Below are 13,887 nucleotides of genomic sequence, written 5' to 3' on the forward strand. Positions count from 1 at the left end.
GAGAAAAAATGAAAGATAGCATATGTGCAACACGAATTCCATTGACGGAGTTTTGACAGAACGCTTATCCGCTGGATCTCCTGCGATAACTCGCGTTGAAAGCTACTAAAACCAGTAGTCTTTGACGCTCAAACAATCGCCCGATCCAGCTGCGATTCCATCAAAACTCCTATGGAATTCGATCGTTGCTCATATGCTATCTTTCATTTTTTCTCTAAATACCTGAAGACTTTCAATCATAAAATTAAGAAAATCCAAGCTGAGGGATGAATGTTAAATGTTATTGTTTTTTAATTTTTGTAGTGGTAGGCAGAAAGTTATAATAAATACCAATACAGTAAAACATACACACTGTGTGGTGGTTTGAATCACGTAAATTATTTGAATATTATAAAAAGAAATCATGTGTCAGTAACCGTACGGACACGTCTGCACTTAGCGAGTGGATGGTCGTTAGACCATTCAGGAGCTTAGTACAGCTACGTGGGAGTCCGAACGCAAGTGGGTTGCAGACACATGATCTCTTTTTATAATATTCCACCAATAATTTCCGTCTTCAAACTACAAATCAGAATTTTGCCGTGGAAATACAACCGTGATCTTTGTTCCTTTTCCCACTTCGCTTTCTACTTCCATCTCTGCATGATGGAATTTTGCTCCGTGTTTTACAATGGATAATCCGAGTCCTGAGCCTTCTTTTTGGTTTGAATGGCTCTTATCTACACGATAAAAACGTTCAAATATACGATCAATGTCTTCTTTTGGAATACCAATTCCGGTATCTTCTACAATAACTGTTGGGTAATCGCCCATTTTTGAAATCGTGAATACGACTTCTCCGCCAGGATGATTGTATTTAATAGCATTCTCGCATACATTAAAAAACATTTCGTAAAGGATCTGTGTAACTCCTCGGATCTTCGTATGAATTCCGCGGATATGAATAGCTACATTTTCTTCTTCACTTCTTCGCTTCAGATCATTCTTGATACTGAATGCTAATTCATAGAGATCGACATCTTTCCAGTCTAATTCCACTCTATTTTCATCGAGTCTTGAGAGTTTGATGATTCCTTCGATCATCGAGATCAATCTTCTTGCTTCATCATAGATCGTTGCAGAGAATCTTGGCATGTCTTCTGGTTTCACCAGCCCATCTTTCATTAATTCAGCGTATCCTGAAATCGTAGTCAATGGAGTTTTTAGTTCATGGGATACATTGGCTGAAAATTCTTTGCGCATATTTTCTGCTTCTTTGATCTCTTTGATCTGTCTTTCTATATCCATATTCTGTTTTTCAATCTTATCAAGCAATGGCGTCAACTCACTATATGTTTTGTTCTGTTTTGGATGTATCAAATTTATCTGGTTGATTGGTTCTACGATACGATCTGTCGACATTCTTGATAATATCACAGATAATATCGTTACAACTGCAAGAATCAAGGCGATGATCGGAATGATATCTTCCATCTGTCTTACGATCGTCTGGGTCTCCCGGCTCATCCGAAGAATCGTTCCATCTTTTAACTTCAGCGCATAATAATAAGTCTGTTTTCGTAATGTCATTGACATACGAGTATCTTCCCCATGTCCATGTTTAAATGCTTCTTTGACTTCTGTACGATTCTTATGGTTTCCCATGGATTTTTCTTTCCCGCTGCTGTCATAAATAACCGTTCCATCCTTAGCGATCCTTGTAATCCTTGTGATTGTAATATTTTTATATTTATCGAGATTTTGCTGATCCTCAAAATTAAGTGAAGCCGCCAAATAGGCCGCCTCATCTTTCATTCCTGTTTTTATCTGTTCCATATAACGATAATATGTAAACATTCCAATAAGCGTTGTCGTGATCAGCACAGCTACAACTGCGATGTATACCATGTTGTTTAATATCTTTTGTTTCATTTTCATGATTCGTTGCCTCCGATCCGGTAACCGATTCCTCTGACCGTCTCGATAAGCTTTCCACATTCTCCAAGCTTCTGCCTTAATGAACGAATATGAACATCGACAGTTCTTGTCTCACCATCAAAATCATATCCCCAGATATTGGTAAGTAGCTGATCTCTGTTTAATACATTTCCTTTACTCTCTACCAATAAACATAATAGTTTAAATTCCTTATTGGTTAATGTCACTTCATTCCCACAGGATTTTACTTTATGTTTATTTGGATAAATCTTTAATTGTCCAACAACGATCTCGTCTTTTTTTTCATTTCTGCTGGAACGTCTCAATACCGCTTTGACTCTGGATACAAGTTCCATCATTCCGAATGGTTTTGTAATATAATCATCTGCCCCACTATCAAGTCCGAGTACTTTATCATACTCTGTTCCCTTTGCTGTCATCATAATGATCGGCAGATCTCTGGTCGCTGATTTTTTGCGAAGTTTTCCTAAAATCGATATTCCGTCTTCTCCTGGAAGCATAATATCTAATAATACCAGTTCTGGCTTCTCTCCATCACTTAAAGCTTTTAAAAACTCTGATCCATTTTCAAATCCACAGGCATCAAATCCGGTACTTTGTAAGGTATATGTCACCAGTTCTCTGATATTCGGATCGTCTTCTACAACAAAAATCACAAGCTTCCTCCTTTATATTCCCCAGTGATCGCAAATTCGACCCATTCTGCGATATTACTTGCATGATCTCCGATTCTTTCAAAATACTTGGCGATCATAACGATGGCTACACACTCTTCTCCTTTCCCAGGATCTTCATGAATCAGTGAGATCGTTTCTTTCTTAACTCTGTTAAATAATTCATCCACAGTGTCATCCTGTTCGATCACTTCATACGCGATTATCAGATTCTGTTTAATAAAAGATTGTATGCTCTTGCTTACCATACTGATCGTAGCTTTTGCCATCTTATCAAGATGTGTGTTCTCTCTGATCGTAAGAACTTCTGCATCTTTTTTTACGATTCCAGTAATATCACATGCCTGGTCTCCGATACGTTCCATATCAGATACCATCTTCATAGCTGCTGATATAACACGCAGATCGCTTGCCACTGGCTGTTGCTGCATCAGAAGTTTCATACAGATACGTTCGATATCTCTTTCCTTCTGATTGATTTCTTCTTCCATTGTTACAATATCATCCATCAGTTCTTTATCTCTTGTCGCAACGATCTTGGCCGCAGCTGTGATCATCTCTTCACATAAAGAACCCATGTCGATCATCTCTTGATTTAACTTAAGCAGCTGTCTGTCGAATCGATTTCTCATCTAAATCACCCAAACCTTCCTGTAATATAATCTTCTGTTCTCTTATCCTGTGGCATAGAAAATAGCTGATCTGATTTTCCGTACTCTACCATCTCTCCTAATAAGAAGAATGCTGTATTATCAGAAATTCTGACTGCTTGCTGCATATTATGTGTTACCATGATGATCGTATACTTTGATTTTAATTCTACCGCAAGATCTTCAATTTTGGAAGTAGAAATTGGATCAAGAGCTGAAGTTGGTTCATCCATTAGTAAAACTTCAGGTTCTACAGCTAACGCTCTCGCGATACAAAGTCTCTGCTGCTGACCTCCAGAAAGCCCTAAAGCGCTTTTCTTTAAACGATCTTTTAATTCATCCCAGATTGCTGCATTTCTTAAAGATTTTTCTACGATATCATCTAATTTTGCTTTGCTTCGGATTCCATGAGTTCTTGGTCCATATGCAATATTGTCATAAATACTCATTGGAAATGGATTTGGTTTCTGGAATACCATTCCAACTCGTTTTCTTAATAAATTGACATCCATGTCACCATAAATATCATCTCCGTCTAATGTTACTTTACCTGTAATCTTACAACCTTCTACAAGATCATTCATTCGGTTTAATGATTTTAAAAGTGTAGATTTACCACATCCAGATGGTCCGATAAATGCCGTGATCTCATTTTTAGGAAGATCCAGATTAATATTTTTTAAAGCCTTGAATTTTCCATAATACAGGTCAAGGTTTTCAACTTTCATTTTACTATCCATAATTGGTTACCCTTTCGTAATTCGTTTTGCGATAAATGAAGATACGGCGTTGATCACAAGCACGATCAGAAGTAACACAACTGCTGTTGCATATGCCTGATTGATATGTAATCCTTCGCATGATAATACATACATATGAAGTGCCAGTGTACGTCCTGATCCCATAACATTTGCAGGAATTTCTGCGATCGTACCTGCTGTATACATTAATGCTGCCGTCTCACCGACAATACGTCCGATTCCTAAAATAACTCCAGATAAAATTCCTGGAACTGCTGATGGCAAGATAATACAAAATACTGTTCTTAGTTTTCCTGCTCCAAGTCCAAAGCTTCCTTCTCTAAAAGAATCAGGCACAGACTTTAATGCTTCTTCGGTTGTTCTCATGATCAATGGTAAGATCATGATTGCCATTGTTGCTGCTCCAGATAGCAGACATAATCCCCATCCCAAAGCTTTTACGAAAAATAACATACCGAATAATCCATACACGATCGATGGAATTCCTGATAATGTTTCTGCTGTTAAACGAACAACCTCAACTAATTTATTTCCACGTTTTGCATACTCTACTAAATAAATTGCTGCAAAAATTCCAAGTGGTACTGCTAATACCAAAGATAATACTGTCATGATCAAGGTATTAATGATTGCTGGGAATACCGATGCATTTTCACTTGTATATTTTAATTCAAATAATTGTGAATTTAAGTATGGTACTCCATTTACAAGAATATAAACGATCAAATATGCAAGTACTGCGACAGTTGCGATCATCGCAACATTTACAAGAAGCCATAATACAAAGGATAACGGCGTTCTTTTATATGATTTCATTCTTTGTATCCAAGACGTTTTATTGATTGCTTGGATCTTTTCTACTGATTCCATTTCTTTCACCGCTTCCATTTTAACGTTCCTCCTTGCTCTTTAATACTGCAAAGCACAGGTTGATCATTAAGATAAATACAAATAATACAACTGCTGTTGCGATCAGTGCTTCTCTGTGAAGGTCTGTCGCATATCCCATTTCAAGGACGATATTGGATGTCAAAGTACGAACTCCTGAGAACATTCCATCTGGGATGATCGCCTGATTTCCAGCTACCATTACTACCGCCATTGTCTCACCGATCGCACGTCCGATCCCTAAAACGATCCCTGCAAGAATACCTGATTTTGCTGCAGGTAACACTGTAAAGAATACGCTTCGCTCATGACTTGCTCCAAGTCCTAAGGACCCTTCATAATAACTATCTGGAACGGCTCGGATCGCACTTTCAGATACTCCGATGATCGTTGGCAGGATCATGATCCCAAGCAAGATAGATGCTGTAAATACACAGTTACCATTTCCAAATATATTACGGAAAGCTGGTACTAACACTACCATTCCAAAGAATCCATAAACAACAGATGGAATTCCTGCCAGAAGATCAACTGCTGGTTTTACTATTTTATACACTTTTTCATTACAAAACTTTGCCATATAGATCGCAGCAAGAATTCCAACTGGAACTCCAACCAAAATCGCTCCTGCTGTTACATAAATACTTCCTATGATCATCGGGAAAATGCCAAAGATTCCACTCTTTGGCATCCAGATCTTACCTAAAACAAAATTTCCAAGTCCGATTTTCCCGATTGTAGGAATACCATTTACGAACAGAAATGCACAGATTAAAATTACTGCCAAAATTGAGGCACATGCTGCGATCAAAAATACGACATGCATGATTTTTTCTGAATATTTCTTCATTATTACCATTCCTTTATATTGATGATTCTTTCTTATTTAATATCTGCCCATTTTGTTGTTTTTCCTGTGTATATATCTTTTACCTGAGCACTTGTTAATTCATCAACTTTACTGTCTTTATTTACGATAACTGCGATACCATCTTTTGCGATAACTGTTGCTTTTACACCTTTTTTAGCTTCGCTGTCTGCAAGATCACGAGATGCCATACCGATATCACATGTTCCTTCGATCGCATTTGTAACACCTGTTGTTGAATCGCTCTGCTGTACTTCAACTGTTACATCTTTGTTTGCTTTTGCATATGCTTCTTTTAATTTTTCCATAACTGGTGTTACTGAAGAAGATCCACCAACAACAACTTTACCTTTTGCTCCGTTTGATTTGTAAGCTGGTGCTTTCTCGTCTGCTTTGATATATCCATTATCCTGTATGATCTTCTGTCCATCTGCACTCATGATGTAGTTTTCAAAGTCCTGAGCCTGTTTGCTTAATTTATCTTTTGTTACGATATTAAATGGACGAACGATCTTGTATGATCCATCTTTTACAGTATCAACACTTGCCTCAGCTCCGTCGATCTTAACTGCTTTTACTGTGTCATTTAAAGATCCTAAAGATATGTATCCGATAGCTGCTTTGTTTTCTGCAACTGTTGTCATCATTACAGATGTTGAGTTTGTGATCTGTACACTTGATGTTGTTTTATCTACTTTATTTCCATCCTTATCTTTCTGTTCAATTCCGAATAATTCGATGAAAGCTCCTCTTGTTCCTGATCCATCTTCTCTGGATACTGCTGTGATATTTTCATCAGATGCTGCTTTCTTATCGTCACTTGAACTTCCGCCACATCCTGTTAAAAGGCTTGATGCTGCTACTGTTGCTACTGCTAATGTTAATAATTTCTTTCTCATAGTTCTTTCTCTCCTTTTGAACTTTGTGTTCGTATCAATTACAGATATTATGTTACTTTGGAAATGTAAAATCAAAAAGAAGAGTTGTGTAAAGTTTTTGTTAAATGTAAAATTTTGAATAGCGGAAATTATTGGTGGAATATTATAAAAAGAGATCATGTGTCTGCAACGCACTTTCGTTCGGACTCTCACGTAGCTGTACTAAGCTCCTGAATGGTCATTCGACCATCCACTCGCTAAGTGCAGACGTGTTCGTACGGTTGCCGACACATGATCTCTTTTTATAATATTCAAATAATTTACGTTATTCAAACTTCTACGGAGTGTGTATGTTTTACTGTATTGGTGTTTATAATAACTTCCTGTCTACCACCACATAAATCAAAAAGCAATCACGTTTAACATACATCTACCAGCTTGAATTCTTTTAATTTTATGATTGAAAGTCTTCAGGTATTTAGAGAAAAAATAAAAGATAGCATGTGAGCAACGATCGAATTCCATAGGAGTTTTGATAGAATCGCAGCTGGATCGGGCGATTGTTTGAGCGTCAAAGACTACTGGTTTCAGTAATTTTCAACGCGAGTTATCGCAGGAGATCCAGCGGATAAGCGTTCTGTCAAAACTCCGTCAATGGAATTCGTGTTGCACACATGCTATCTTTTATTTTTTCTCTAAATACTCGACGACCTTCAACTCATACAATTTTATAATTTTTTGCTGTTAATGTAAATTCCACTCCATCGCTTACATATACTTTATTGTTTTTATCTACAAAAACAGCCTTTGCATTATATTTTTTTAACAATTTCTGGCTTTTCTTTACTCCTAAACTGAAACATGCTGTAGATAGCCCGTCTGCGTTGAGTCCTGAATCGCAGATGATCGTACAGGATCTGATGTCTGTTTTTACACTGTATCCTGTTTTGGAATCTAAGATATGGAAGTAGCGTTTGCCTGTCTTTTTATCTGTAAATGTTTTTTCATAATCTCCAGATGTTGAAATGCTTGTACCGCTTTTGACTTTAATTCCTCCTAGAACTTCTCCGTCTTTGCCGTTTGGATCTTGGATCCCTACGTTCCAGTCGGAGCCGTCAGATTTTTCTCCGTAAACTGCAATGCTTCCTCCTAGAGCTACCATGGCTCCTGTGATTTCTTTGTCTTTTTTGATCATCTTGATGGCTTCGTCGGTTCCGATTCCTTTTCCATAGGCTCCAAGGTCTATCTTGGTATTTTTGTCACATGCAAGGATTTCTCCGTTGTCTTTAACTATGACGTGCTGACTGTTTTCTGACAGATCTCCGCTGATCGCTTTCTTGATCTTATTTGCATCTGGTACTTTGGGATCGCTTGATTCAAAATCCCAGAGTTTTGTTAATGCTCCGATCGTTGGATCTACCGTGTTTCTTCCGTCTGCATAGGAGTCCTGGCTGATCTTGATCGCTTGTTGTAACCAGTTTTTAAGATTCCCTGTGACTTTTGTTTTTCCGTTGTTTTGTTCTAATTCCTGATTGATTTTTGAGACTTGGGAACTTTTTAATCTCCATGACAATTGTTGTTTTTCAAGTTTCTTTTCCATGTCGATGATCTTTTGTTCTGTCCCTTCCAGATCATCGCTTGTTCCATAGAGTGTAATGTTCGTTACAGTTCCCATTGCAAAATCTGTATGGCTGTATGATGTCGATTCCTTTTTGCATCCTGTCATCATAGATGGGATCATGCTGATGCACAAGATACTTGCGATCGTTTTTTTCAATGTAAGTTTCATATTCTTTACTTACCCCTTCTTTATAAATTTACATACTGCCATCCATACTCTTTGTAAGCTTTGATCTTTAATTTATTCTGACTAACATATTCTTGTAAGACTTTCTTTCTCTGATTTTGTGTGACAGAATCCTTCATCATCCTTATTGCAACATCAGGATATCCTTTACATAACTTCCAGATCGATCTCTCCAGAGATTCTCCATCTTCTGCGTATCTTGTCTTGGTTACTCGATAGCCGTCTTTTGTTTTCTTCAGATACATGACTCCTGGATAACTTCCACCAGAGTAGTTCTTTAACAGACTTCCATAACGATAATATGTTTCACTCCAGAAGTTCGCATAAACTTCTGCTCCGGATTTTGTTTCAACGATCTTATAAATATTCAGCATTGGGATTGTAACAAGTCCTTCTTCTTTATCTTCGTCAGATTTCTTTTTTGTCTCATCAAAGACTGCCTTGATCCTTAAGTCTTTCCCTGTATATTCGTATTCTGGAAGTTTGGTATTAAGTTTTATTTTGTCGGATGTTTTAAGATCTACCATTTCACTTTGTATGTCTGGCTGGTTTTCTTTTCCTGATAAAGTATATAGTTTTAGACCGTCTTTGTCTACCACTAACACCGATTGTTTCCTGATTCCTTTGGAATCTTTCCACTGATATGCATACTTACTTGCTGAAACATCCATTGCACGGATCTTATCTCCGATCTTTCCAGGTATACTGTCCGATTCTTTTTGTGTATGTTTATGATCTTTGATGATCATCTGATACAATTTGTCTTTTTCACTGATCTGTTTGGATGGCGTGATTTTTGCAAGTTTCATGTTATCACACTGTTTGAGTGAATATACATAAATATTTCCGTTTACTTTTCCTTGTAATTGATTGTAAATGATCATCCATTTCTGATCTTTTGACACCTTTATAACCGTCTCAAGTCCTGGATTCTCTTCGTCTCCTTCACTGTAGAAATGATCACATCCGATTTTGTCAAGATCTACCGCAGCAATGACTTTCTTCTTTGTTCTATCATAGATCACACTTCCGACAGAGTCTGAAAATACGGCAAGGTTATCTGAGCAATACGACAATTCTATTCCTTCATTCTGAAACAACCTATTATTTTTTGCCCTGTAAGAAAGCCAGGCACAGATCTGTGCTGCAGATGCTGACTGATCGCTTTTTTTGATCGTTGCATAGACTTCATTTTTCTGTGCCTGACTACTCTTACCCTTCCCACACCCTGTAAACAACGATGCTGCCATAACAGCACTCATCAATAGTAAAGTACCTTTTCCACACTTTCTCATCTTTGTTCCTCCTTATTCTCTTATTGCTTCCTATCTTATTGTTTTCAACTTTATTATACAAAGAAAAAGCATCAAAAAAGAAAACAAAATCTTAAGATTCTTCTACATAATTCTTAATGATTTTGTTTTCTTCTTGTATACATTATAATTCTATAATCTTGCCATCACAGATCGTATATTTTACTTTTCCTTTTAATTTCCATCCTGTAAATGGAGAGTTCGTTGCTTTGGATTTATATTCCTTGACTTCCCATTCTTCCTCTGGATCAAACAAGACAACATCCGCAGGTTTCCCTTCCTGCAATCTTCCTTGTTCCATATTATATAGTTTTGCTGGATTGATCGTCATCTTCTCCAGAAGCTGCATCATAGAAAGATATCCTTTCTCCACAAGTTCTGTGACTCCAAGTGCCAGCGATGTCTCGATTCCTGTAATGCCACTTGGTGCCTGATCTAATGGTTTGTCTTTCTCTTCTTTGGAGTGTGGGGCGTGGTCTGTCGCAATGATCTCGATCGTACCTTCCTGTAATCCTTTGATGATCCTCTGACGGTCTTCTTCTGTTCGCAGTGGCGGGTTCATTCTTGCCAGTGTTCCGTATTTTAATACGGCCTCTTCTGTCAACGTGAAATGGTGTGGAGACGCCTCTGCGTAAACATTCGCACCTTTTTCTTTGGCTTCTTTCACGTAATCTACCGCAACACCAGAGCTGATATGCTGAATATCGACTTTCGCTCCTGTTTTGACTGCTAATTCACAGTCTCTCTTTACCATCACGGCTTCTGCCAGGTAAGAAGCTCCACCATAATTTAACTGTTCGGAGACTTTTCCCTGGTTCACTCCTGGCTGTTTAATATATGCAGGATCTTCTTCATGAAGACTGATCGGTACATCTAATTCTTTAGCTTTCTTCATGGCTTCTTCTACGAGCTTCTCATCCATCAGTGGAATTCCATCGTCTGTAAATCCACGAACCCCTGCTTCATAGAGTGCATCCATGTCTGTTAATTCTTTTCCTTCAAATCCTTTGGACACAGCTGCTGCCTGCCATACTTTGATCGGAAGTTGTTCACATCTGTCTTCGATCTCTTTGTAAATATCCACAGAATCCACGACAGGCTTTGTATTTGCCATACATACTACCGTCGTAAATCCGCCAGCTGCTGCCGCAGCAGAACCTGTCTGTAAATCTTCCTTATATGTAAATCCCGGATCGCGGAAATGTACATGTACATCGATCAATCCAGGGGCTGCGATCATCCCGGAAGCATCAATGACCTGTTCAATGCCAGAGACATCATCTACCTTACCGATCTGTCTGATCCTCTTCCCGTCTAATAAAATATCTGTTACCTGATCGAATCCGCTTTCTGGATCCATCACTCTTGCATTCTTAATTAAAATCATCTCTGCCTCCACGATCATATGTTTTATTTTACCTGTTCTTTCACTGCTTCAGCGACAGTTTCTAAATTATCTTGTGTCAGTTCTTTTTCTGATTTCACGACAATAACATAGTTATTTCCGCTCTTTGATGTGATCGTCCCAAATGCATTGTATGCTGTCTCATCATCAATTTCTTTTGTCATTGGTACAAACGCTACTTCTTCTGTCTCGATCGTATCTCCGATCTCGTAATTATGTCCTTTTTCTTCCAGTGCCATTACCTCATTAGAGATTGTTTCATCTAGATCTTCTTCCATGATCTCCTCAGATTTTCCTTCACACTGCTGAATGCTGACATTCATTCCATTGACTTCAAAACTGTGATCAGAGGCTTTGGTCGTGATCTTCTGTTTGATCGCAAATCCTCCTGCTACAGATAAGCAGATTCCTACAATGGCTAAAAACTTTTTGTTAAAAATAATTTTTCTCATGGTTCTATCCCTCCTTGAATGCTGGCATTTTAGTCAGATATAGTATAACCTATTTTATAGATAAATTGCGAGCTATTTTTTTCTTAATTTTTTCTTTCCAAAAAATATTCCCTTTACCTGATAGAAAAGATTTTGTTTTTGTGTCTTCTCTTTTGGAGCAAGTCTTTTTGCTTCATTTAAAAAGTGGATCTGTGAATTCATATTATCTTCACGTTTTTTCTTAGTTGTATATTCTCCGTTGGAAAGCAGTACCTGTGCCTGAATGTTATCCTGCTTCATCACATTGATCATCTTCAGGATTCTTTGTTTTAACCTTGGATCATAGATCGGTGCTGCGACTTCAACTCTTCTTCTTGTATTCCTTGTCATCATATCCGCTGATGAAATATAAATCTCTGTATCATCTCCAACTCCAAATGCATAAATCCTTGAATGTTCCAGAAATCTTCCGACAATGCTTTCTACACGGATATTCTCTGTCTTCCCTGGGATTCCAGGACGAATACAGCAGATTCCACGAATCAGCAGAAATATCGGAACTCCTGCATTTGACGCCTTCGACAACTCATCGATGATCTTACGATCTGTTAAAGAGTTCATTTTCATAAAAATCCCACATGGCTGAAAACTTTCTGCTTTCATTTTTTCACGTTCAATCCTTTTTATGATCCCATCCTGAAGACTTGATGGTGCCACAAGAAGATGTTCATACGTTCCTTGAAGATTAAATGTTGCCATATTGTGAAAGAAAACAGATGCATCATGTCCAATTTCTTCGGATGCTGTCATAAGGCTTAAATCTGTATATAATTTCGATGTACTTTCATTATAATTTCCTGTTCCGATCTGTGTGATGTAATAAATTCCACGACTATTTTTCTTCGTGATCAGACAAACTTTAGAATGAACTTTGTAATCTTCCATTCCATACATAACCTTACAACCAGCTTCTTCTAAGATTTCAGAATAATTGATGTTATTTTCTTCATCAAATCTTGCCCTAAGTTCCATCAATACAAGAACTTCTTTTCCATTTTCCGCTGCCTCACATAGATATTTGACGATCCTTGCCTGCCTTGCCAAACGATAAATGGTGATCTTAATAGAAAGAGTTTCTTTATCCTTTGCACTTTCTTTCAATAATTCAATAAATGTATCCATGCTGTCAAACGGAAAGGATAATAATTTATCTTCCTCAAGAATCTGTTTTGTCACACTGACTCCTGGAATAAAATCTCTGTTTAACGCTGGTACAAATGGACGATAGCATCCATTTTTTTTCTCTTCTTTTGACACTTTATCTGTCAGCTTGTAAACATATTTTAAATCCAACGGCGCCTGGCTTTTAAAGATGTCCTGTTCTGAAATATTTAAACGTTCTGAGAGGTATTTTTTAATCTCTTTATGACGATTGCCCTCAATTTCTAAGCGAACTGGTTTTAATCTGGCCCTCATCTTAATGATCTTCTTCATATGTGTACGATAATCATCCGTTGATTCATAAATCTCATCATCTGGATTGATATCAGCACTTCTTGTAATACATAAAACTGCCTTTTCTTCTACCGTATAATTCTCAAATAATTCATCACAGAAATACAAAATGATGTCTTCTAAAAGTACATATCTTCTTCCTTCTCCTGATAGAAAGATCATACGCTCCACATCTTTTGGAAGTCCAATGATCCCAAAAGAGCTCTTTTCTTTCTTCTTTAAGATCAATCCGATCTGCAATACTTTATTCGGAATATGAGGAAATGGATGCTGTTTCCCGATCACGATCGGAGAAAGTACTGGCAGTATCATCGCCTCATAATATGTCTTTAATTTTTTCTTTTCCTCTTTTTCTAATTCCTCGATCTGACAGCGTTTGATCTTCTTGTCTGCTAGTTCTCTGGATACTTTTGCAAAGATCTTATCTCTTAATTCATACAGTGGTCTGACATGTTTTGCGATCTCATCTAACTGTTCTTCTGGGGTCAGATCCGAACGGATATCTCTGTGATTATCATGGATCAGACTCATTTCATGAATGCTGCCCACTCTGACCATAAAAAATTCATCCAGATTGTTCGTAAATATCTCTAAAAATTTCAGACGTTCAAAAATAGGAACGTTCTTTTTATCTGCTTCTCTTAAAACGCGCTCATTAAACTTCAACCAGGATAATTCCCGGTCCTGTGTGTAAGAAAAATCATAGTTTTTGTTCATCATCCTGCCCTCCATCATTCATTCTATTTCCTATGAAAAAAT

12 protein-coding genes are annotated in these 13,887 nt (G+C 37.5%); all 12 read right to left on the minus strand.

Annotated features, from left to right (window positions below; all coding sequences use genetic code 11):
• Nucleotides 1-561 precede the first annotated feature (561 nt).
• A complete protein-coding gene (locus QUE18_RS10465; protein ID WP_009203834.1) occupies nt 562-1,917 on the minus strand; it encodes a sensor histidine kinase in 1,356 nt (451 codons plus the stop codon).
• On the minus strand, nt 1,914-2,594 hold the full coding sequence (locus QUE18_RS10470; RefSeq protein WP_009203833.1) for a winged helix-turn-helix domain-containing protein: 681 nt from the start codon (nt 2,592-2,594) through the stop codon (nt 1,914-1,916). Before QUE18_RS10470 ends, QUE18_RS10465 begins: the two co-directional genes overlap by 4 nt.
• Complete coding sequence (gene phoU, locus QUE18_RS10475; RefSeq protein ID WP_009203832.1) at nt 2,591-3,244, minus strand: phosphate signaling complex protein PhoU; 654 nt, start codon at nt 3,242-3,244, stop codon at nt 2,591-2,593. The genes QUE18_RS10470 and phoU overlap by 4 nt, the downstream gene beginning before the upstream one ends.
• Before the next feature lie 5 nt (nt 3,245-3,249).
• The gene (gene pstB, locus QUE18_RS10480; RefSeq protein ID WP_008393288.1) at nt 3,250-4,002 is read right to left on the minus strand and encodes a phosphate ABC transporter ATP-binding protein PstB; all 753 of its coding nucleotides are present in this window, start codon (nt 4,000-4,002) and stop codon (nt 3,250-3,252) included.
• A gap of 6 nt (nt 4,003-4,008) precedes the next feature.
• Nucleotides 4,009-4,911, minus strand: a complete 903-nt coding sequence (pstA, locus tag QUE18_RS10485; RefSeq protein ID WP_008393287.1) for a phosphate ABC transporter permease PstA — start codon at nt 4,909-4,911, stop codon at nt 4,009-4,011.
• A gap of 1 nt (nt 4,912) precedes the next feature.
• The gene (gene pstC, locus QUE18_RS10490; protein ID WP_040344345.1) at nt 4,913-5,761 is read right to left on the minus strand and encodes a phosphate ABC transporter permease subunit PstC; all 849 of its coding nucleotides are present in this window, start codon (nt 5,759-5,761) and stop codon (nt 4,913-4,915) included.
• 32 nt (nt 5,762-5,793) lie between these two features.
• On the minus strand, nt 5,794-6,678 hold the full coding sequence (locus tag QUE18_RS10495) for a substrate-binding domain-containing protein (RefSeq protein WP_040344343.1): 885 nt from the start codon (nt 6,676-6,678) through the stop codon (nt 5,794-5,796).
• A gap of 697 nt (nt 6,679-7,375) precedes the next feature.
• Nucleotides 7,376-8,386 (minus strand): FAD:protein FMN transferase, encoded by a 1,011-nt coding sequence (locus tag QUE18_RS10500; protein ID WP_009203651.1) that lies wholly within the window; start codon nt 8,384-8,386, stop codon nt 7,376-7,378.
• A gap of 80 nt (nt 8,387-8,466) precedes the next feature.
• Nucleotides 8,467-9,759: a hypothetical protein gene (locus tag QUE18_RS10505; protein ID WP_009203650.1), complete on the minus strand. Its 1,293-nt coding sequence runs from the start codon at nt 9,757-9,759 to the stop codon at nt 8,467-8,469.
• Nucleotides 9,760-9,901: 142 nt separating this feature from the next.
• Nucleotides 9,902-11,164: a dihydroorotase gene (locus QUE18_RS10510; RefSeq protein ID WP_009265529.1), complete on the minus strand. Its 1,263-nt coding sequence runs from the start codon at nt 11,162-11,164 to the stop codon at nt 9,902-9,904.
• Nucleotides 11,165-11,187: 23 nt separating this feature from the next.
• Nucleotides 11,188-11,634 (minus strand): hypothetical protein, encoded by a 447-nt coding sequence (locus tag QUE18_RS10515; RefSeq protein WP_008393281.1) that lies wholly within the window; start codon nt 11,632-11,634, stop codon nt 11,188-11,190.
• 72 nt (nt 11,635-11,706) lie between these two features.
• Entirely contained in the window at nt 11,707-13,848 is a 2,142-nt protein-coding gene (ppk1, locus tag QUE18_RS10520; RefSeq protein ID WP_242852721.1) for a polyphosphate kinase 1, read from the minus strand.
• Nucleotides 13,849-13,887: the final 39 nt, after the last annotated feature.

Origin of the sequence: Anaerostipes hadrus ATCC 29173 = JCM 17467 (assembly GCF_030296915.1) — a bacterium.
In the GTDB taxonomy this organism is placed as follows: domain Bacteria; phylum Bacillota; class Clostridia; order Lachnospirales; family Lachnospiraceae; genus Anaerostipes; species Anaerostipes hadrus.

Coding starts and splice junctions, on each gene's coding strand:
- QUE18_RS10465 (WP_009203834.1), bottom strand. CDS start 1,917: ATGAAAATGAAACAAAAGATATTAAACAACATGGTATACATCGCAGTT.
- phoU (WP_009203832.1), bottom strand. CDS start 3,244: ATGAGAAATCGATTCGACAGACAGCTGCTTAAGTTAAATCAAGAGATG.
- pstB (WP_008393288.1), bottom strand. CDS start 4,002: ATGGATAGTAAAATGAAAGTTGAAAACCTTGACCTGTATTATGGAAAA.
- pstA (WP_008393287.1), bottom strand. CDS start 4,911: ATGGAAGCGGTGAAAGAAATGGAATCAGTAGAAAAGATCCAAGCAATC.
- pstC (WP_040344345.1), bottom strand. CDS start 5,761: ATGAAGAAATATTCAGAAAAAATCATGCATGTCGTATTTTTGATCGCA.
- QUE18_RS10495 (WP_040344343.1), bottom strand. CDS start 6,678: ATGAGAAAGAAATTATTAACATTAGCAGTAGCAACAGTAGCAGCATCA.
- QUE18_RS10500 (WP_009203651.1), bottom strand. CDS start 8,386: ATGATGACAGGATGCAAAAAGGAATCGACATCATACAGCCATACAGAT.
- QUE18_RS10505 (WP_009203650.1), bottom strand. CDS start 9,759: ATGAGAAAGTGTGGAAAAGGTACTTTACTATTGATGAGTGCTGTTATG.
- QUE18_RS10510 (WP_009265529.1), bottom strand. CDS start 11,164: ATGATTTTAATTAAGAATGCAAGAGTGATGGATCCAGAAAGCGGATTC.
- QUE18_RS10515 (WP_008393281.1), bottom strand. CDS start 11,634: ATGAGAAAAATTATTTTTAACAAAAAGTTTTTAGCCATTGTAGGAATC.
- ppk1 (WP_242852721.1), bottom strand. CDS start 13,848: ATGATGAACAAAAACTATGATTTTTCTTACACACAGGACCGGGAATTA.